The 19808-nt window shown below is 70.3% G+C and carries 17 protein-coding genes; 9 read left to right on the top strand and 8 right to left on the bottom strand.

The window, feature by feature from the left end; translation table 11 throughout:
- Nucleotides 1–139: 139 nt before the first annotated feature.
- Nucleotides 140–1366, bottom strand: a complete 1227-nt coding sequence (locus PC39_RS16230) for a C69 family dipeptidase (protein ID WP_353254462.1) — start codon at nucleotides 1364–1366, stop codon at nucleotides 140–142.
- Nucleotides 1367–1436: 70 nt separating this feature from the next.
- On the opposite strand from PC39_RS16230, the gene gspG reads away from it, so the two are divergent.
- The 8 genes from gspG to PC39_RS16270 are packed head-to-tail and all read left to right on the top strand — an operon-like array spanning nucleotide 1437 to nucleotide 7031.
- Nucleotides 1437–1880 (top strand): type II secretion system major pseudopilin GspG, encoded by a 444-nt coding sequence (gene gspG, locus PC39_RS16235; RefSeq protein WP_353254463.1) that lies wholly within the window; start codon nucleotides 1437–1439, stop codon nucleotides 1878–1880.
- The gene (gspH, locus tag PC39_RS16240) at nucleotides 1862–2473 is read left to right on the top strand and encodes a type II secretion system minor pseudopilin GspH (RefSeq protein ID WP_353254464.1); all 612 of its coding nucleotides are present in this window, start codon (nucleotides 1862–1864) and stop codon (nucleotides 2471–2473) included. The genes gspG and gspH overlap by 19 nt, the downstream gene beginning before the upstream one ends.
- Nucleotides 2470–2913: a type II secretion system minor pseudopilin GspI gene (gene gspI, locus PC39_RS16245; protein ID WP_353254465.1), complete on the top strand. Its 444-nt coding sequence runs from the start codon at nucleotides 2470–2472 to the stop codon at nucleotides 2911–2913. Before gspH ends, gspI begins: the two co-directional genes overlap by 4 nt.
- On the top strand, nucleotides 2913–3605 hold the full coding sequence (gspJ, locus tag PC39_RS16250; RefSeq protein ID WP_353254466.1) for a type II secretion system minor pseudopilin GspJ: 693 nt from the start codon (nucleotides 2913–2915) through the stop codon (nucleotides 3603–3605). The genes gspI and gspJ overlap by 1 nt, the downstream gene beginning before the upstream one ends.
- Nucleotides 3602–4531, top strand: a complete 930-nt coding sequence (gene gspK, locus PC39_RS16255; protein WP_353254467.1) for a type II secretion system minor pseudopilin GspK — start codon at nucleotides 3602–3604, stop codon at nucleotides 4529–4531. The genes gspJ and gspK overlap by 4 nt, the downstream gene beginning before the upstream one ends.
- A 42-nt stretch (nucleotides 4532–4573) precedes the next feature.
- Nucleotides 4574–5785 (top strand): type II secretion system protein GspL, encoded by a 1212-nt coding sequence (gspL, locus tag PC39_RS16260; protein ID WP_353254468.1) that lies wholly within the window; start codon nucleotides 4574–4576, stop codon nucleotides 5783–5785.
- Nucleotides 5782–6282 carry a type II secretion system protein M gene (locus PC39_RS16265; protein ID WP_353254469.1) on the top strand — a complete coding sequence of 167 codons (501 nt, stop codon included), beginning with the start codon at nucleotides 5782–5784 and terminating at the stop codon, nucleotides 6280–6282. The genes gspL and PC39_RS16265 overlap by 4 nt, the downstream gene beginning before the upstream one ends.
- The gene (locus PC39_RS16270; RefSeq protein WP_353254470.1) at nucleotides 6279–7031 is read left to right on the top strand and encodes a type II secretion system protein N; all 753 of its coding nucleotides are present in this window, start codon (nucleotides 6279–6281) and stop codon (nucleotides 7029–7031) included. The genes PC39_RS16265 and PC39_RS16270 overlap by 4 nt, the downstream gene beginning before the upstream one ends.
- A 162-nt stretch (nucleotides 7032–7193) precedes the next feature.
- On the opposite strand, the gene PC39_RS16275 is transcribed toward PC39_RS16270, so the two are convergent.
- Nucleotides 7194–8408 (bottom strand): class I SAM-dependent methyltransferase, encoded by a 1215-nt coding sequence (locus PC39_RS16275; RefSeq protein WP_353254471.1) that lies wholly within the window; start codon nucleotides 8406–8408, stop codon nucleotides 7194–7196.
- Between the two features lie 124 nt (nucleotides 8409–8532).
- Between PC39_RS16275 and PC39_RS16280 the strand changes: the two genes are divergently transcribed.
- Nucleotides 8533–8898 (top strand): hypothetical protein, encoded by a 366-nt coding sequence (locus PC39_RS16280; RefSeq protein ID WP_353254472.1) that lies wholly within the window; start codon nucleotides 8533–8535, stop codon nucleotides 8896–8898.
- Between the two features lie 177 nt (nucleotides 8899–9075).
- On the opposite strand, the gene PC39_RS16285 is transcribed toward PC39_RS16280, so the two are convergent.
- The 6 genes from PC39_RS16285 to PC39_RS16310 all read right to left on the bottom strand — a co-directional run.
- Entirely contained in the window at nucleotides 9076–12150 is a 3075-nt protein-coding gene (locus PC39_RS16285; protein WP_353254473.1) for an efflux RND transporter permease subunit, read from the bottom strand.
- Between the two features lie 26 nt (nucleotides 12151–12176).
- The gene (locus PC39_RS16290; RefSeq protein ID WP_353254474.1) at nucleotides 12177–13304 is read right to left on the bottom strand and encodes an efflux RND transporter periplasmic adaptor subunit; all 1128 of its coding nucleotides are present in this window, start codon (nucleotides 13302–13304) and stop codon (nucleotides 12177–12179) included.
- 3 nt (nucleotides 13305–13307) lie between these two features.
- Nucleotides 13308–14711 (bottom strand): TolC family outer membrane protein, encoded by a 1404-nt coding sequence (locus tag PC39_RS16295; RefSeq protein WP_353254475.1) that lies wholly within the window; start codon nucleotides 14709–14711, stop codon nucleotides 13308–13310.
- Nucleotides 14708–15340, bottom strand: coding sequence for a TetR/AcrR family transcriptional regulator (locus PC39_RS16300; protein WP_353254476.1), 633 nt, complete (start codon nucleotides 15338–15340; stop codon nucleotides 14708–14710). The genes PC39_RS16295 and PC39_RS16300 overlap by 4 nt, the downstream gene beginning before the upstream one ends.
- Nucleotides 15341–15703: 363 nt before the next feature.
- Complete coding sequence (locus tag PC39_RS16305) at nucleotides 15704–19084, bottom strand: UvrD-helicase domain-containing protein (protein WP_353254477.1); 3381 nt, start codon at nucleotides 19082–19084, stop codon at nucleotides 15704–15706.
- Nucleotides 19081–19808, bottom strand: a 728-nt coding sequence (locus tag PC39_RS16310) for a PD-(D/E)XK nuclease family protein (RefSeq protein ID WP_353254478.1), incomplete at its 5' end; no start/stop codon positions are given. The genes PC39_RS16310 and PC39_RS16305, both read right to left, overlap by 4 nt.

Raw genomic sequence — 19808 nt, forward strand, 5'->3', positions numbered from 1 at the left:
TACGACACCCATGCCTTGCTTGACCGGGGGAGTCCATATACGGGATGACATATCTCATCTCTCGCGACGCACCTTGCCGGGTTCACGTACTTTGCTTTTCTTTGTGTCCTCTGTGCCTCTGTGGTTAATCGATCAATATTCAGTCGATGCCGTCGTAACGGCATTGCCGCCGCCAGAAGCGACCCGCGCGGCTGCTCGGGAACGACAGCGGCCGGTCCGCGATCCGCGCCGTCTGGCGGCGGTCCCAGTCGCGCGCCAGCACATCGGCCTCGGCCGGGTCGACCGCCAGCATCGCCCGCTCGGTCTCGCGGAGATCGGCGCGCAGTTCGGCGCGCAGGCCGGCGTCGAACAGCGCCCGGCGGTGTACCCGTTCGTGCCGGCGCCAGAGCTCGGCGTAGGGCTCGCGGCTGACGGGCGTGAGCGCGGACCAGGGGCGGTCGTCGAAGACGGCCGGCCGGAACAGCGACAGGCAGGGGGCGCTGGTGCCGGTGAACCACACACGCGGGCCACTCGCGCTCAGGTGGGCGACCATGGCGCCGGTGGTCTGGCTGCGGCGGACGGGGCCGGCGGCGTGCAGGCAGACGTCGCCGTTGCCGCAGGCCACGGGATCGTGATCGCCGTCGAGGCGACCGTTCGCGGCGCGCAGGTGCGCGAACCAGCGGTCCGGTCCGGGCTGGTCCGGCACGTCGGCCAGGCAGGCCAGGCTGGTGTCGCGGCGGCGGCGCGCGCCGGCCAACCAGGGCATGAGCCGGGTATCGAAACGCCGCGCGAAATCGACACGGCCGGCGGCGACGTCATCCGACGCCAGATCCCAGTCGTCGCGCAGCGTGAGGGCATTGGAGATCGCCCAGGCCCGGTCGATGCGCCGGGCGGCCCAGGCACGTCCCGCCGTCTCCAGCACCCAGGCCCCGCCGGGGTCGGCGATCAGGAAGCTGTTATCGTAGCAGAAACGCTTGTCGCGGTGGCCGGCCGGGCCGCCCTGGCCGTGGCGCGCGAGCAGGGCCACGATCACGTCCAGGGCCTCGCGGGCGCTGCCGCCCCGTTCCAGGCCCAATCGCACCAGGTCCATGCCCAGCAGGGCCGGACGCAGGCCCCGGCGGCGGGTGAACACGGCCTCGTTGCCGATCGCGACGCCGCGCTCGTTGATCCCCATCTCCGCGCCCCAGGTCCAGCCTGGCTTCGACAGGATCACGCCGTGCCGGTCCGGCACCTGCCCGATCTCGATGTGAGTGGCGCGCAGCGAGGGCCGCGGGTCGCCGGTGACCCGCGGCAGCCGGATCACCGGCTGCGGCTCGCCGGGCTCGCGATCCGAGTTCTTGGCGAACCAGGTGCCCGAATCGGCGGTCCAAACCTGCGTGTCACACATGTGCGGTAGGGTCCCTGCAGTTTGCTACTATCTCGGGGACAAGGACGTCTCAACCTCCGGAGCTTAACTTATGGTGCGATCGACGCCGGCTGCGATGCGCGGCTTCACCCTCATCGAAATCATGGTCGTCGTGGTGATCCTCGGCATCCTCGCGGCAATGGTGGTGCCCAACATCATGGGCGCGCCGGACGAGGCCCGCGCGGTCAAGGCCAAGCAGGACATCCGCGCGATCGAGGGCGCGCTCAAGCGCTATCGCCTGGACAATTTCCGCTATCCCACGACCGAGCAGGGACTGGAAGCCCTGGTCGAGAAGCCGACCATCCAGCCCGAGCCCAAGAACTGGAAGCCCGGCGGCTACCTGGACCGCCTGCCGAACGATCCCTGGGGCGAGCCGTACAAGTACCGCAACCCCGGTGACCACGGCGAGGTCGACATCTTCACCTACGGCCGCGACGCCCGGCCCGGCGGCGAAGAGGCCGACGCCGATATCGGCAATTGGAACCTGGACGGCTGATCCGGCCCCTGGCCGTGCACTCTCCGGCCGGACGGCCCCGCGCCGACCGGGGGTTCACCCTGGTCGAGGTCCTGGTGGTGGTGTTCATCATCGGCGTGGTGGTGACCATGGCCCTGATGGCGGTGGACACCAACGCCGCGGACGAGCGCCTGGAGCGCGAGGCTCGGCGCCTGGAGGCGATCCTGGGGATGGCCGGCGAGGAGGCGGTCCTGTTCGGGGTCGAGCTGGGCCTGCAGATCACTCCCGAGGGCTATCGTTTCCTGCGCCTGGACGCCGACGGCTGGACGCCGGTCACCGGCGGCGACACCCCGCTGCGGCCGCACGAGCTGAAGGAAGGCGTACGCCTGCAACTGATACGCGAGGACGAGGAGCGCCGCCGATTGGTCGGCGACGGCGGCTCCGGGGATGCGGATGACGACGAGGAGGACGGCGAGGATAGCGGCCCGCGGCCGGACGCCCTCTTCCTGTCCAGCGGCGAGATCACCCCGTTCGAGCTGGTGATGACCGCCGAGGGCGCGGTCTCCCGCTACCGCTACGAGGGCGAATTGACCGGGGACCTGACCATGGAACGCGTCGCGGAGGACAGACCGTGACCGGAGCCCGCCACAGCCGCGGTTTCACCCTGATCGAGGTACTGGTGGCGGTGGCGGTGCTCGCCCTCTCCCTGGGCGCGTTCATCTCCGGCGGCAGCCGCTACGCGGATCACGCGCGCCACATCCAGGACAAGAGCATGGCGCTGTGGGTGGCCCGCAACAAGCTGGTCGAGTACCAGGTCGCCGAGAACTGGCCGGAGACCGGCACCAGCGACGGTCGGGCCGACATGGGCGGCCGCGAATGGCGCTGGGAGAGCGAGGTCGAGGAGAGCCCGGACCCGGCCGTGCGGCGCGCCGATATCCGGGTCTATCGGATCGTGGACGGTGAGCCGCAGGACCTGCCCTTGGCGACCCTGTCCGGCTTCCTTACGCCGCGCAGCGAGGACGATCCGGTCACCGCGGTGCCCGATGCCGGCGCCATGGCCGGCGGGGTCCAGTGATGAGGGCCCCGCGCGAGCGGAGCCGGGGCTTCACCCTCGTGGAGCTGATGGTCGCCCTGGCCGTCTTCGCCGTGATGTCGGCGATGGCCTACGGCGGCCTGTCCAGCGTGATCGAGGCCCGCACCCAGATCGACCGGGCCCTGGCACGCATGCAGGACCTGCAGATGACCGTCCACCGCCTGCAGTCCGATCTCGGCCAGGTGGCCGCCCGGCGGGTACGCGACGAGTTCGGCGACCTGCGCCCCGCCATCGCCGCCGAGCCCTCGGTCGGCCTCGTGTTCACGCGCTTCGGCTGGCGCAATCCCCTGGACGAGCCGCGTTCGCATCTGCAGCGGGTGCGGTACCGGCTGGACGAGGAAGGCAACCTGGTGCGCAGCCATTGGCGCGTGCTCGACCGGGCGCAGGACAGCGCGCCGGTGGAGACGGTGCTCCTGGAGAATGTCGAGCGCGTGGAGTGGCGCTTCCTGGACGGCGAGCGGGAGTGGCAGGACCAATGGCCGCCACTCGCCTTCGGCGGCTCGGCCAGCGGCCTGCTCCAGGAGGACGGCACCGGCGAGGACGAGGGGGACGATCAGGACGGCGCGACCCCGCAACAGGAGATTCGCCTGCCGGTGGCGGTCGAACTGCGGCTGACCACGGAGGAATACGGCGAGATCCGCCAGCTCTTCGCGATCGCGGGGGCACAGCGATGAGGCGTCAGCGCGGTGTCGCCCTGCTCACCGCCCTGCTGGTGGTCGCCCTGGTGGCCATCATCGGCGCCGGCATGCTCAGCCACATGAACCTCGCCGCGCACCGCAGCGGCAACCTCTGGCTGTCGGAACAGGCCTGGTGGTATGCCGTCGGGGTGGAGAACTGGGCCGGCCAGATCCTGGCCCGCGACGCGCGCGACAACGACATCGACAGCCTCGACCAGGCCTGGGCCCAGCCGGTGGACTACCTGCCGATCGAGGGCGGCGGCATCCAGGGCCGGTTGCTGGACCTGCAGGGCCGGATCAATCTCAACAACCTCGCCGGCGCCGACGCCGATGCCGCCATGAACCGCCTGCAACGCCTGATCGAGGTCGTCACGGAGGCCGACGTGATCGTCGCCCGGCGCATCGCCCAGGGCGTACGCGACTGGATCGACCAGGACATCAATCCGACCCTGCCGGACGGCGCGGAGGACGATTACTATCTCGGATTGAGCCCGGCCTACCGCACCGGCAACCAGCCCATGGCCAGTCCCAGCGAGCTGCGGGCCGTGCGCGAGGTCACGGGGCCGATGTACGATCTGCTCGAACCCCACATCGCCGCGCTACCGGCGGGGACCGCGATCAACGTCAATACCGCCACCGCGCCGGTGCTGGCCTCGCTGCACGAGGGACTGGACCTGGCGGCGGCGCAGGCGCTGGTCGAGCGCCGCGAGGAAGCGCCCTGGGACAGCGTCCAGGCCTTCCTCCAGGAGGGCGAGCTGGCGGGGCTGGATATCGACGCCCAGGGATTGAGCGTGGCCAGCAGCTATTTCCTGGCCACGGGACGCGTCACCGTCGGCCGCGCGCAGCTCACGTTCCACAGCGTGCTGCACCGGTCCGGACAGGACCGGGTCCGCGTGCTGCGGCACAGCCGTGACGTACGCTAACGGTCAGTGAAAGGACCATGCATTCAGGTTAAACTGTCGCCCGTGGAAGAACGCTTTCCGATTTATTGGCTCGGCGCCGATCGTGTGTGCTGGCTGGATGCGCAGGGACGCGCCGAAATCGGTGACGTCGCGGCGGCCGCCGCGGCGGCCGGCGAGCGCGCGATCACCCTGGTGGCGCCGGGCGAGCACATCCTCATGGTCGAAGCGAATCTGCCGCCGGTACGGCAAGCCGGCCGGCGCCGGCAGGTCGCGCGCTATGCCCTGGAAGACCGGCTGGCGACCTCGGTCGACGAACTCCATTTCGCGCTCGGCCGCCGGCGCGGCGACGGCGTCACGCCGGTGGCCGCGGTGGCACGCGAACGCATGGCCGAGTGGATGGGCGCCCTGCCGGGCGACGATGCCGCACCGGACGCCATCGTCCCCGACTATCTCTGTCCGGCGCCGCCCCCGACCGGCACCTGGCACGTCTGGCTCGCCGACGGCCGCGCCCTGGTGCGCTGCGGCGAGCAGGCCGGCTTCACCTGCGAATGCGATCTGCTACCCAGCCTGCTCGCGGCCGACACCGGCGAGGAGCCCGCCCTGTCCGTGCTGGCGGTGGACGACGAGGCCAACCGCCAGCTCCTGGAGCGGCTGGGCGAGCACGGCTACGCGATCGAACCGGCGTACGTACGCGACGCCGGCGAGGCCTACGCCCGGCTGCTGCAAAACGCGGCGTCCGTCCGGCCGGCGCTCGACCTGCGCCAGGGCGAATACGCGCCGGTCTCCCAGTTCGACGCCTGGTGGCGGCCGCTGCGCGCGACCGCGGCCCTGTTCGTCGCCTGGGTGTTGCTGAGCGTGGCCGTGCAGGGCATGACCTACTGGCAGCTCCGGCAACAGGCGGAAACCCTGCGCGAGCGCAGCGAGACCGCGTTCCGCGAGGCCTTCCCCGAAGTCCAGCGCGTGCGCGACCTGCGCCTGCAAGCCGAGGAGAAACTGCGCGCCCTGCGCGGCGACGGCTCCGCCAGCACCCTGTTCACCCTGCTCCAGGCCACCGCCGACGCCGCCGGCGGCGACGACGGCCTGCGCATCGAATCCCTGCAATACCGCGACGGCGCGCTGTACCTGAGCCTGTCCGGCGACAACGTGCAGGCCCTCGAGCGCCTGCGCGCCGGCTTCGGCCGCCAGGATACCGCCCGGCTGACGGTCGAGAGCGCCGACGCCGGCAGCGGCGGCGTACAGATACGGGCCCGCGTCGAGAGGGCCACCGAGGCATGAACGCGCTCCGGCAATGGTTCGACGGTCTCGCCCGGCGCGAACGGGTGATGGTCCTGGCGGCCGTCGCGGTGGCGGCGATCGGCCTGTTCTATCTCGGTGTCTGGCAACCCCTGGATCGGGCGGTCGCCGACATGCGCGAACGCGTCACCCACGAGCAATCGCTGGCCGCCTGGATGACCGGCGCCGCGGCCGAGGCCAGCGAACTCAAGGGCCGCCGGCGCGGCACCCCGGTCCAGGGCCGCGGCGAGTCCCTGCTCTCGCTGGTCGACCAGACCAGCCGCGAGGCCGGGCTGGGCAAGGCCGTCCGGCGCATCCAGCCGGAGAGCGACGACCAGGCGGCCGTGACCCTGGAAGGCGCCGGTTTCAACGCCCTGGTCTTCTGGCTGCGCGACCTGGAACGGACCTACGGCATCCGCCCGGCCGCGCTCACCGTCAACCGCGGCGAGGAACCGGGCACGGTCTCGGCACGCATGACCCTGAAACGGGACGCGGCATGAGCTGGCGCTGGCTGCTGCCGCTGGGGCTGATCTCGCTGGCCGTGGGCCTGGTGATCAACGTGCCGGCCGCCTGGGTCGCGCAACAAGTGCAGACGCGCGTGCCGGCGGTCAAGCTCGCGGGCGTGACCGGCAGCGCGTATGACGGCCGCGCCCAGTACGTGGTCGCGGACGGCGCGGTCCTGGAGGGTGTCGAGTGGCGGTTGCGGCCCGCGGCCCTGCTCACCGGCCGGCTGGTCGCGGACCTCACCGTGGATACCGACGCCGGCCGCCTGCGCGCGACCGTGGCCCGCGGCCTGGGCGCCACCACCCGCGTCACCGGTGCCGAGGGCGCGGCGTCGATCGGCTGGTTCGGCCGTCTGGCCGGCTATCCGCAATTGCCGCTCAGCGGCGACATCCGGGCCGATCTGCCGGAGGCCGAGATCGGCGACGACCTCCGGGTGCGCCGCCTGCAAGGCACGGTCCAGCTCGTGAACGCCCGCTGGCAGCTCGCCAAGCCGCCCATCGACCTGGGCAGCTTCGGCGGCGAACTCAAGACCGAGGGCGAGGCCGTGGTCCTGGAAACCGCCAACAGCGACGGTCCGCTCGACGTCGACGGCAGCGCCCGCCTCGTCGGGGGCAATCGCTACCAGCTGGACATGACCATCCGCCCGCGCGCCGGCGCCGACGAACGTCTCAAGTCGATGCTGGACCTGCTGGGACGCCCCAACGCCGAAGGCGCCTACCGGGTGCGCGAACGCGGCGCCTTCTAGACGGCCCGTTAACACTTCCCGCGCAAGAACCCACGGATTTCACGGATGACACGGATTTGAAGGCGGGAAGCAATCCGCAGATCGACGCTGATTAACGCCGATTTTGGTTTGTTTTCTCTGCGTCCATCGGCGTCAATCTGCGGATAAAACAAGAACCGAGAACTAAGCTGCCTGTCCGGTGTCTTCCCGGTCGTCAGTGCGATCCGGGGGATACAGGTAGTCGCGCGTCAGCGGCACGGTGTCGTTGTCCAGCGCGAGCTGGAACTGGAACACCACGAGGTCGCCCCACTCGAAGATCGCGCGGCAGCCGATCAGGTAGAACTCCCACATGCGGCAGAAACGCTCGCCCAGGCGCTCGGCGAATTCGCTCCGGGTCGCCTGGAAGCGCTGGTTCCAGGCCGCCAGGGTGCGGGCGTAGTGCTTGCGCCAGATCTCCAGGTCCGACAGCACCAGGCCGCTGTGCTCGATGGGCCGCGCGGTCTCGGACAGGGACGGGATGTAGCCGCCCGGAAAGATATGACGCTGGATCCAGCTCTGGCTGTCGGCCGGCGGGCCGCTGCGTCCGATGGTATGTATCAGCGCGCGGCCGCGCGGCGCGAGCAGCCCGTGCACGCTGTCGAAGAAGGTCTGGTACTGGGGGCGGCCCACGTGCTCGAACATGCCCACGCTGACGACGGCGTCGTAGTCGCCGTCGTGTTCGCGGTAATCCTGCAGCCGGAAGCGCACCCGGTCGTCCAGGCCCAGGTCCCGGGCACGACGCCGGGCCTCGTCGTACTGGTCCTGGGACAGGGTCAGGCCGGTAACCTCGACGCCGTGGTTGCGGGCCAGGTGGAACGCCATGCCGCCCCAGCCGCAGCCGATATCCAGCACCCGCTCGCCCGGCGACAGGCAGAGCTTGCCGGCGATATGCCGGCACTTGGCCCGCTGGGCCGCCTCCAGGCTCATGTCCTCGCGCTCGAAGTAGGCGCAGGAATAGTGCAGGTCTTCGTCGAGGAATCGCCGGAAGAGTTCGGCGTCGAGATCGTAGTGGTGCTGGACGTTGCGCCGGGCTCGCAGCCGGCCGTTGGCCTCGCGCAGGAACCACAGCGCGGCGCGCAGCCAGCTCCGCAGGCGCGAGCCGCCGAAGTCGCCGCGGTTGCGGAAATAGAGCTCGAAGACGGGCAGCAGACCGCCCTCGCCCGGCCACCAGTCGCCGTCCATGTAGGCCTCGCCGACGGCCATGTCGGGATCGCGCAGCAGACGCCCCAGCACGGCACGGCTGCGGAGATGGACGTGCGCCTCGGGGGCGCCCTCCCCGACCCGGTGCACCTCGCCGTCCGGCATGTGCACATGCAGGGTCCCGGTTCGAATCCAGCGTTCCAGAAGGCTCCAGCTCATGGCGCGCTCCGGTGTGGATTAACGCTTTCTTAACATACCGCCCGACCGAACGGCACGCAAAGCGCCCCCGCTCGCGGCCTGCTACGATGCCGCCCTCATCGAACCATCGGAAGGAGTCGATTCCGTGACCGGAACCCAATCCATCGCCCTGCGGCTGCTGGTCGCCGTGGGCATCGCCCTGTGCGGCTACGGCGGTTACCAGTGGTATCAGGTCGACGAACCCACGGCGGAGGAGATGCGGTTGTCGGTCGAGGCCAACTATTACGCCGATCTCGCCCGCATGCAGGCGCGCCAACCCGGCGTCGAGCTCGACCTGACGGAAGAATGGAAGGACAAGCACCGCCAGGCCATCCGCGAGGAGATCGAGGCCATGGTCGAGCACGAACGCGAGACCGCCCGCTCCTGGTTCCTGGTCGGCATCGCGGTACTGATCTTCAGCCTCGGCCGGATGTTCGCGGCGCCGTTGTTCGGTCACCGTGGCAAGGAATGAATAATCCGCAGATGGACGCAGATTGACGCCGATATTTTTTACGCCCCCGATCGGGAAACCGTGGATTCCCGGCTTTTAGGCGACCAGTTTTTTTCAGCCACCGGCTTCGGCCGATGGCGTATTCGATCCCTGCCTTTCAATCTGCGTCATCTGCGTTCATCGGCGGATCAATTACCGCTATGCCTGGACCTCCGCGGTTTCCGCGCTGTCGTCCGAGGCCAGCAGCATGTAGATCGCCGGCACCACGAACAGGGTGAACAGCGTGCCGATGCTCATGCCGGCCACGATCACCAGGCCCATGGAGAAACGCGCCGACGCGCCGGCCCCGCTGGCGAGAATCAGCGGCACCACGCCGAATACCGTGGAGGCCGTGGTCATCAGGATGGGCCGCAGGCGCAGGGCCGCCGCCTCCTCGATGGCCGCGCGCTTGGCCAGGCCCTGGTCGCGTTGGAGCTGGTTGGCGAACTCCACGATCAGGATGCCGTGCTTGCTGATCAGACCGATCAGGGTGATCAGGCCCACCTGGGTGTAGATGTTCACGGTGGTGAACCCCAGGGTGATGAACAGCAGCGCGCCGGCCACCGACATGGGCACGGTCACCAGCATGATCACCGGATCGCGGAACGACTCGAACTGTGCCGCAAGCACCAGGAAGATGATGATCACCGCGAAGAAGAAGGTGATCACCAGGGTGTTGCCCTCCTGCACGAACTGCCGCGACTGACCGGCGTAGTCGGTCTTGTAGTCCTGCGGCAGAACCTCGGCCGCGGTGCGCTCCAGGAAGTCCAGGGCCTCGCCCATGGTGACGCCGGGCGCCGGCACCGCCGCCAGGGTGGCCGCGTTGAGCTGCTGGAATCGCTTGAGATTACGCGGCTCGACGGTCTTCTCCAGGTGCACGACGGCCGACATCGGCACCATGCCGCCGTCGGCACTGCGCAGGTAATAGTCCTGGAGCTGCTCGGGGTTAAGCCGATCGCCGCGCCGGACCTGGGGCGTGACCTCGTAGGCCCGGCCCTGGATCGAGAAGCGATTGACGAAATTGCCGCCGAGCATGGTGGCCAGCTCGCCGCCGACGTCGCGCATGGTCAGCCCGAGATCGGCGACCGCCTCGCGGTCGATCTGCACCTCGACCTGGGGCCGGTCGAACTTGAGGTCCAGGTCGGTGTACACGAACAGGCCGCTCTGCTGGGCCCTGGCCGCGACCTCGTCCACGGCCTCGCGCATGCGATCCGGCTCGGCGGTGGCGCCGACCACGAACTGGACCGGCAGACCGCCCCCGCTGCCGGGCAGCGGCGGCCGCTCGAACACGGCGGTATCGACGCCCGCGACCTGACGCAGGGTCTCCTGCAGCTCGGGCTTGATCTCCATCTGGGTGCGCTCGCGCTGCCCCCAGGGCACTAGCTGCATGCCCGAGATGGCACGGTTGGTCGAAGCGGCGCTGCCGCCGCCCCCGAAGCCGTTGACCAGGAAATAGCGCTTGTACTCGGGGAAATCCTTGTACAGCTCCGTCATTTCCCTGGTGTATTGCTCCAGCATCGGCAGCGACGCATTCGGCTGCGCGGTGGCCTGCACGAACAGGATGCTCTGGTCCTCGGTCGGCGCCAGCTCGCCCTCGGCGGTGGTGAACAGGAAATAGCAGCTCACCAGGACCGTCACGGCGAACACGTAGGTCACCGGCCGGTAGTCCAGGGAGTTGTGCAGCCGGCGCTCGTAGAAATCCTTGAGCCGGTCGAACTGGCGATCGAGCCAGTGCGCGAAGCCGCCGTTGTCGCCGGTCTCCGGCTTGAGCACCTTGGAGCAGAGCATCGGCGAGAAGGTGATCGCCACGATGCCGGAGATGAATACCGCGCCCGCCAGGGTGAAGGCGAACTCGGTGAACAGACTGCCCGTGAGGCCGCCCGTGAAGCCGATCGGCAGGTACACCGCGATCAGGGTCAGGGACATGGCGATGATCGCCGTGCCCAGCTCGCGGGCGCCGCGGATCGCCGCATCGAACGGCTTCATGCCGTCCTCGATGTGGCGGTGGATGTTCTCCACCACGATGATGGCGTCGTCGCAGACCAGGCCGATCGCCAGCACCAGCGCCAGCAGGGTCAGCAGGTTGATCGAGAAACCGAACAACAGCATCGCGATGCCGACGCCGATCAGCGACAGCGGGATCGCCAGGGCCGGCACCAATACCGAGCGCAGCGACCCCATGAACAGGAAGATCACGAAGGTCACGATCGCCAGCGCCAGGCCCAGCGTGAATACCACCTCGCCGATGGCGTCCTCGATGTATTCGGTGGCGTCGTAGACGATCGAGCCGTTGAGCCCCTCGGGGAACTGCGCCTGCAGCTCGGGAAAGCGTTCGCGGACCGCCTGGATGACGGTCAGCTCGTTGGCCTGCGGCAACACCGTGATGCCGATGAACGGCCCGCGATGCCCGGAATTGATGGCGCTGGAGTCGTAGCTCTCGGCGCCCAGCTCGACCTCGGCGACATCGCCGAGACGGACCAGGGTGCCGTCGGACTCGCGCAGTACCAGGTCGCGGAACTCGCGTTCGGTGGTGAGATCCGTATTGGCGTCGAGCGCCACGCTGATCATGTCGCCCTTGGTCTTGCCTATGGCCGCCAGGAAATTGTTCTCGGCCAGGCGCGCCCGCACCTCCGAGGGCGTCATGTCGTAGGCCGCCAGCCGGTTCGGATCGAGCCAGATGCGCATGGCGAAACGGCGTCCGCCCAGCACCTCGGCCTTCTCCACGCCGGCGATGGTCGACAGCTCCGGCACCACGACGCGGTTGAGGTAGTCCGTGATCTCGTTGGACTCCATCACGTCGCTGGTGTAGCTCATGTACATCGACGCGGTGGTTTCGCCCACCTGGACGTCGATCACCGGGTCCTCCGAGGCTTCGGGAAGCTCGGAGCGCACCTTGTTCACCTTGGAGGTGATCTGGGTGAGGGCCTCGACCGGATCGTAGTTCAGCTCCAGGTTGGCGCTGATGATGGACACGCCCTGGGCGCTGGTGGATTCCAGGTAGTCGATACCGTCCGCGGAGGCGATCTCCTTCTCCAGCGGCGTGGTGATGAAGCCCTTGACCAGCTCGGCGTCGGCGCCGACGTAGGTCGTCTGCACCGTGACCACGGCCTTGTCCGACTGCGGGTACTGGCGCACCGTCAGGTCGAAGTACGCGCGCAGTCCCACGAGCAGGATCAGCAGGCTGACCACGGTGGCGAGCACCGGGCGCCGGATGAATATGTCGGTGAAGTGCATAGACGGTTATCCGTTGCGTGCCCGGGTCAGTAGTTGTCGACGTTCTCGGGGTCGGCCTCGTTCTCGGGCAGGTTCTCGTTGTCGATCTTCACGCGCGCGCCGGAGCGCAGCTTGTGGTGACCGACCACGACCACCCGCGCGCCCGCGTCCAGACCGTCCAGGATCTGCACCTGGTCGCCCCGCGTGTCGCCGGTCTTGACCGTACGGCGCTCGGCCACGAGGCGGGTCTCGCCGTCCTCGCCTTCCTTCTCGACCACCACCCAGACACCATCGCCGTACGGGTTGTAGGAAATGGCCGTCTGGCGCACCGTCAGGTAGGACTGCGGCTCGCCGAGTGTCAGCTCAACGTTGCCGTACATGCCCGGCCGCAGGCGTTCATCCGGATTGGCCACCCGGGCCCGGACCCGAAAGGTACGGGTACCGCGGTCCAGGGCCGGGCTCACGGCCTGCACCTCGCCCTCGAAACGGCCCTCGTAGCCGGCCACCTCGACCGCCACGCGCTCGCCGACGACAATGTCGGACACCCGTTTCTGGGGCACGTTGAAATCGATATAGATCGGGTCGAGGGCCTGCAGCGACACCATCTCGGCACCGGGACCGACATACTGGCCCAGGTCCACCTGGCGGATACCGAGCCGGCCGTCGAACGGGGCGCGGATCTCCTTCTTGGCGATCACGGCCTCCTGCGCCGCGACCGCCGCCCGGGCCTGGTCGTAGGTCGCCCGGGCCTCGTCGAAAGCGGCCGCCGAGCCCAGGTCACGCTCGCGCAGGCGCTTCTTGCGTTCGTAGGTGACGCGCGCCAACTCGGCGTCGGCGCGCAGGCCTTCCAGCTCGGCGCGGTCGGCGGAGGTATCCAGGGCCACCAACAGGTCGCCGGCGGCGACGGTGTCCCCGGACTCGAACTCGATACGGCGCACGACACCGGCCAACTCGGTGCTGACCGCGACGCCGCGCACCGCCCGCAGCTCGCCCGTGACCCGCAACTCCTTCTGCCACTCGGCCGTGTCCAGTTCGACCGTGCCCACGGTGACCGGCGGCGGCTCCATGTTCGCCAGGAACTGGTCGATCTGGTAACCGACGAAGGCCTTCCAGCCGAACACGCCCCCGAATACCACGACGAGGGCGACGATGACGATGAGCATGCGTTTGCGCATGGGTTACTCCCGGTCCACTCCGGCCTCGGCCCCCTCCCCGCCGGCATCGGCGAGGCGGGCGTCCAGCCGCATCAGGTCTTCGGTCGACAGGATGCCGGCGGTGAGCTTGAGCTCGACCACGCCGGCCAGGAATCCGTAACGGGCGCTGGCCCGGTCGGTCAGCGCGCTGTACAGGTCGCGGCGGGCGTCCAGCACGTCCGCCTGGGTGCGTTCGCCCACCTCGAACTCGGCCTCCACGCTCTCCAGGGCGACGCGGGCCGAGGCCACCGCCCGATCCAGCGCCCGCACCCGCGCGATCGCGCTCTCGACCCGGCGATAGGCATTGCGGGCGGCGGTGGCGATCTCGCGGCGGGTATTCGCCAGTTCGGCGTGCGACTGATCGTAGAGCGCGCGCGCCTCGCGCACCTCGGAGCGGGTCCGGCCGCCGCCGAAGAGCTGCCAGGTGGCCTCCAGGCCCACGCTGGTGTCGTTGGCGGCCTGGCCGAACACGAACTCGGTGTCGTCGGTGTCGGTGTACTCGGCCACCAGGTCCACGGTCGGCAGCAGGCCCGACTGGCGCCGCGTGATCTCGTCCTCGGCGATATCCGCCTGCTGCAGGGCGGCCAGGTAGACCGCGTTGTACTGCATGGCGATGTCCACCCATTCCGCCGGGCTGCGCGGCTCGGGCGGCTGCAGGGGGATGTCGCCGGCGATATCCGGCAGCGTGCGATACCACTGCCCCGTGAGCCGGCGCAGTTGCTCGCGCGCCTCGTCGAGCGCGGTCCGTGCCTCGATGATCCGGGATTCCGCCAGGTCGAACGCGGCCTGGGCCTCGCGGTAGGCGGTGACCGAGACCTCGCCCACCTCGTAGCGGCCCTCGGTGCGCTCCAGATCGCTGGCGATGGCCGCACGCTCCTCGCGCGTGAACTCGTACTGCGCGCGGGCATCCAGGTAATCGATGTAGGCCTGCATCACCCGGGCACGGAGCTGGGTCTGCGCGGATTTGAAATCCAGCTCGGCGACGGTGACCCGCTTGCGGCCCTGGCGGAGCTGGGCCGGGATGCCCCAGTCGAACAGCGGCTGGCGCAACGCCACCCCGAACTGCTCGGAGCGGAAACTGTCCTCGAAGGGCGGCGTCGGTGCCCCGGTGGTACCGCCGCTGCTGCCGGACCGCTCCGAGAACGGACTCTGCGTGACCTCGCGGTCCACTTCCGAGACACTGGCGCTGGCCGACAGCGTGGGCAGCGCCGCGGCGCGGGCCTGCGGATAGGCCTCGCGGCCGGCGCGCACGGCGGCCTCGGCGCTCGCGAACTGGGCGTCGTGTTCCTGGGCGAGCCGATAGATGTCGGCCAACGCACCGGCGTCCGCCGGCCCGGCCGCCGCCAGCAACAGCGCCGCGGCGCCGACCGTGCCTGCAAATATCCTCATTCGTCGTCTCCCCCGGCAGAATCGCCGACGCCCCGCAGCAGCAGGTCGCGCAGCATGGTCACGTAGCGCTCGCGCTCGTCCACGAAATCCACCCCCGGCAGGTGCCGGATCACCTGGCGGCAGTGCAACAGCATCACGTTGGCCGACAACAGCAGATAGGCCAGGAAGCTGGCGTCGAGGCGCGGCGCGCCCGCGGTGTCGTGCTGGATGTCCGAGAACAGGGCGGTCAGCGTCGCGAACTCGTTACTGAACACGTCCTCGGCCAGGGCTTCGGAGCGGCCGGGACCGGATTCCAGCACTTCCCGGAAAATCAGGCGCGAGCGGCACTCGTCCTCGAACAACAGGGACAGGGACGCCCGTACCGCCTGCTCTATCTTTTCGGACGGGTCGTCGTCCGAATCGAGCAGGCGCGAGAATTCGTCGGTGAGCCGTTCCGTGGCCGCGCGCATGACTGCGAAGTATAGTCCCTGCTTGTTACCGTAATGGTGAAAGATGTTCGCCTTGCTCGACCCGGCGCGCTCGGCGATGGCGCTGATCGAGACCGCCTCGAAGCCGCGTTCCGCGAAAAGATCCTTGGCGGCGAGCAGTATCTCCTCCGCCCCTGCGCTGTCCGCGGAACCGCTGTGCATCACTTCCCGTCCGTGCCCCGAGCCGGGCTGACCGATCGATCGGTCCGGGATGATACGCAACCGTATGGCCGGCGACAACTACCGCCGGGGTAAACGCCGCCGGCACGCGGACCGGGCGGTGGCGAGCACGACGCCGCCCTTGCCGGACCGCGCCTCGAAGACGACGGATCAATCCGCGGATCGCGCGGATGCCCCCGGCTTGCGGTCAACCGCGGCAACCCGGCCGTCCATGTGCCCGATCACGCATCCCGTTACCGGCCCCAGTCGCAAGAGGACTATCCGCGGATAGACGCCGATAGACGCAGATTCAGGCGTTTCAAGAACGATATCTGCGTAGATCGGCGTCAATCTGCGGATTAAAACTCAACCTTCACAACATGCCGGCGACCATTCGCGCCAGCCGCCCAGCAGCGGGAAATACAGTCCCAGCCGGATCGGCCGCGACTCGCGCGCGGCCAGCAACGCGGCGTAGCGCTCGAGTTGCGGCGCATATCGTACCCGCTCGCGGTCGAGGAAGGCATCCAGGTCGCCACCCTCGTGGCGGCCGGTCTTGTAGTCCACGATCCAGCGGGTGCCCTCCCCGTCCACGAAGCTGCGGTCGATCACGGCGTCCACCACGACCCCGTCGACCAGGCCCGACACCGCCCATTCGCTGCGCGCCTCGGCATGCCCGGCCAGGAGCCAGCGACCGCGTTCGTCGGCCAGGGTCCGGGCCACGGCCTCGTGCACCCGCCATGCCAGGCGTGCCGCCTCCTCGCGGCCCGCGCCCAGCCCGGTGAGCGCGGCGACCATCGCCGGCTTGCAGGCCGTCAGCCGGGCCGCGTCCCACTGCGCCGGTCCGTCCCGCGCCACGCGCAGGAGCAACCGGTGGACCACGGTGCCCACCAGACGCGCGGCGGGCGCGGCCCATTCGAAGGCCGGAGCCGGCGCGGTCTCCTCGGCCGCCGCCGCGTCCGCCAGCGGCAGATCGGTCGGCAGATGCGGGGGCGACTGCCAATCCGCCGGCAACCGCCGGAGCGACGGCGGCGCGGCGGAGGTCGTTTCCCCGGTCTCCGCGCCCGGCTCCGCGGCGGCCGCGAACGCCTCGCCCGCGGCCGGCCAGAGCATCGCCAGCAGCGAGCCGGATTCGGGATACGGGGCATCCCGCTTGTCCGACTCGCGCATGTGCCCCAGCAGGTGGAGCCGCTCGCGGGCCCGCGTGGCCGCGACGTACAGCAGCCGGCCCTGCTCCAGGGCGTCCCGGCGTGCGGCCATCGCCTTGACGTAGTCGCCGATGGGCTCGCCGGCCTCCGCGCGCGCCGAGATGGGGGCCAGGATCAGATCCCCCTCGGTGCCGGCCACCGGCTGCGGCAGCCACCGCAACAGCGGCTCGCTGTCCGTGCGCGACCGTTTGCCCAGACCCGGCACGATCACGGTGTCGAATTCCAGACCCTTGGCCTTGTGGACGGTCATCAATTGCACCCGGTCGCCGGCGCGGGCGTCGGGCGGCGCGAACAGGCGGTCGGCACATTCGGCCAGGCGGTCGGCATCCAGGGTGTCGGCCTCGTCCTCGAGGGATTCCAGCAATCCCAGGAAGACCTCGGCGGCCTCCAGCTCGCCGCGTTCGCGCACGGCCGCGGGGCCGCCCAGCGCCAGCCAGGCGCCCTCCACCCAGCGGCGCAGGGGCCGGCGACCGCGCGCCGCGAGCGCCTCGCCCAGGACAGCCCGCACCCGGCGCAGACGGGCCGCCCCGTCAGGCGTCAACGCGGCGAGAACCGCGTCGTCGTCCAGGCGCTGCCAGAGGGTGGCGTCGGTATCGGCGGCCAGGGCATGCAGGTCGTGCAGGGTGGCCCCGCACCAGGGGGCCCGCAGCACCGACAGCCAGGCGACGCGATCCGCGGGGTGCAGCAACGCCCGGGTCAGGCTCTGCAGATCCTGGACCACGGGGGCATCGGCCAGTTTCTCGATCTCGACGGCCTGGAACGCCACCCCCACGGCCTTCAGGCGGCGGGCCACGACCGCCAAGTGCCCCTTGCTGCGCACCAGCACCGCGACATTGCCGCTCTCGCGGGCCGCGCGTACGAGGGACGCCACGCGCTCGGCCTCGGCGGCGTCGTCTCTCGGCGTCCAAGCGTGCAAGGTGACGCCCGCGGCCGCGTCATCGGACCGGCGGGGCTCGGCGGGTGCGTAGGCGATGGCGCCGGCCAGCGGGTCCTCGTCCTCGGGGGCGGGCAGCACCTGCGGAAACACCCGGTTGACCCAGTCCAGCACCGCCGGCCGGGAGCGGAAATTGGCGCTCAGGCGCAGGAATTCGGGCCGGACTTCGCCGACGCCGTGGTCGCGGGCGCGCAGGAACAGCCCCACCTCGGCCTCGCGGAAACGGTAGATGGACTGCATCGGATCGCCCACCAGGAACAGGGTGCGACCGTCGTCCGGCTGCCAACCGGCCACCAGTTTCTCCAGCAACCGGAACTGGGTGACCGAGGTGTCCTGGAATTCGTCCACCAGGATGTGATCGATGCGGGCGTCCAGCGCCAGGGCGAGATCGCTGGGGTCGTCCGGCTCGCCCAGCGCCCGCTGGGCGGCCGCCGCCATGGCCACGAAATCCACCCGGCGATGCCGGGCGAACACGAGCTGGAGTTGCGCGGCGGCCAGCCGCAGCAGCGCGAACAACGCCTCCGCGACCGCCCATTGCTCGTCGCTGTAGTGCGGCGGCGGCAACAGGCGCACGAAGTGCAGCGATTCCCGCAGGCCGGGCACCTCGGCCAGCGCCGACACCAGCGCGGCATGCCGGTCCTTGATGTCCGCGAAGCGCGCCTTCTCGGCGGCGTCGCGGCCCGCCGTCTTCGGCGGCAGGCCGTGCCGGGCGTTGGGCCGGCGCAGCCAGTCACCCTGCTTCGTGAGGAACAGGTCGGCCAGCCCGCGCCAGCGTTCGAGGTCGGCGGCCGTCGTGCCGGGCAGACCCTCGAGACCGGCCAGCGCGGCGATCGGGCCCTCGTCGCCCTCGCCCTGCAACCGCCCGCCGGCAAAGGCGGCGAGCGACGCCATGTCCGCAACCGCCGTCTCCGGCACATGCCGGCGCGCGAGCGCCAGTCCGGATTCGGCGGCGATCTCCAGGGCCCGCTCCAGATGGCGGCGGCGGGTGCGGTCGTCGTCCAGGATCAGCGGCAGCCATTGCTCGCGCCGGCCGAGGATGCCGGCCAGCAGGGCCTCCAGGCGCTCCAACTCATTGTTCTGGTGCCGCAGCAGGCGGGCGTAGTCACTGCCGCCGTGGTGGCCGCGGATGATCTCGGTCAGGGCGGCACGTGCCGCTTCCCGATACAGCGGATCGCTGTCGTCGGCGGCCACGGGCACCGTGCCGAGACCGGTCGCCGCCGGACGCCGGCGCACGACCGAGGCGCACAGGGAATCGAGGGTCTGGATGCGCAGCCGGCTGGGATGGGCGGTCAGGTGCCAGCCGCGCTCGGTGTCCCGCGCCAGTGCCGCCCGCGCCAGCTCCCAGGTGACCCGCTCGTGCTCGGCCGCCGGCGCCGGGCCGTCGGCGGCGGCCAGCGCCGCGACCACGCGCCGGCGCATCTCGGCGGCCGCCTTGCGGGTGAAAGTCAGGGCCAGGACGCTCTCCGGGGTCTCGGCCCGGGCCAGCAGACGCAGGATGCGCTGCGTCAGCAGGCCGGTCTTGCCGGAGCCCGCCGGGGCCTGCACCAGGAACGAGGCGCCGGGATCGAGGGCGCGGCGGCGGGCGTCGGCATCCGCGGGGGCGCTCATGCCGTGTCTCCGGCATCGTCGTCACCGCCGCCGCGCTCGGCGCGGATCTCGGCGATACGACACAAGCCGTGCAGATCGCAGGTATCGCACACCCGCGGATCGCGGGGATCGGGGGTCGCCTCGCCGCCGGCAAAGGCGGCCGCCAGCCCCGCCATCACCGCATGCCAGGCGGTCACGCGCTCGCGCCACTCGGTCTCCGGCTCGGCGGCGACCCCGGGCAGCTCCAGACCCTCCGCCACGCAACCCACGAAGCGGGCGGCGCCGGGCCGGATACTGGCGAAGGCGACCCCGCCCAGCCCCTCCGGCGGCTGGGTGAGCGCATAGGCCGGCAACTGGGGTTGCCGCGGGCGCTCGCCCTCCCAGTCGGAGGCGCCCACGCGGCCGGTCTTGTAATCCACGACCAGGCGGCGACCGTCGGGGTATTCGTCCACGCGGTCCAGCTTGACCCGGAAAACGGTGCCGGCCAGTGTCAATTCGGTCTCCCACTCGCGCTCGTGGACGCGGAAAGCGGGCCGACGGCTCTCGACCGCCAGCCACTCGTCGACCAGCGCCGCCAGGGCCTCGGTCTCGATCGCCCGGAACCGGTCGCTGAAGGTCCGCGGCCGCCGGGCCGCCAGCTCCCCCACCGCCGTTTCCGCACAGGCCCGGGCCTCGGCCAGCCGGGTCCGCCGGTCCAGCGCCGCCAGGGCGCCGGCGGAATCGTGGCGGGGGGGGGAAAAAAGCA

The sequence above is a fragment of the Salinisphaera sp. PC39 genome (assembly GCF_040361335.1).
In the GTDB taxonomy this organism is placed as follows: Bacteria; Pseudomonadota; Gammaproteobacteria; order Nevskiales; family Salinisphaeraceae; genus APNM01.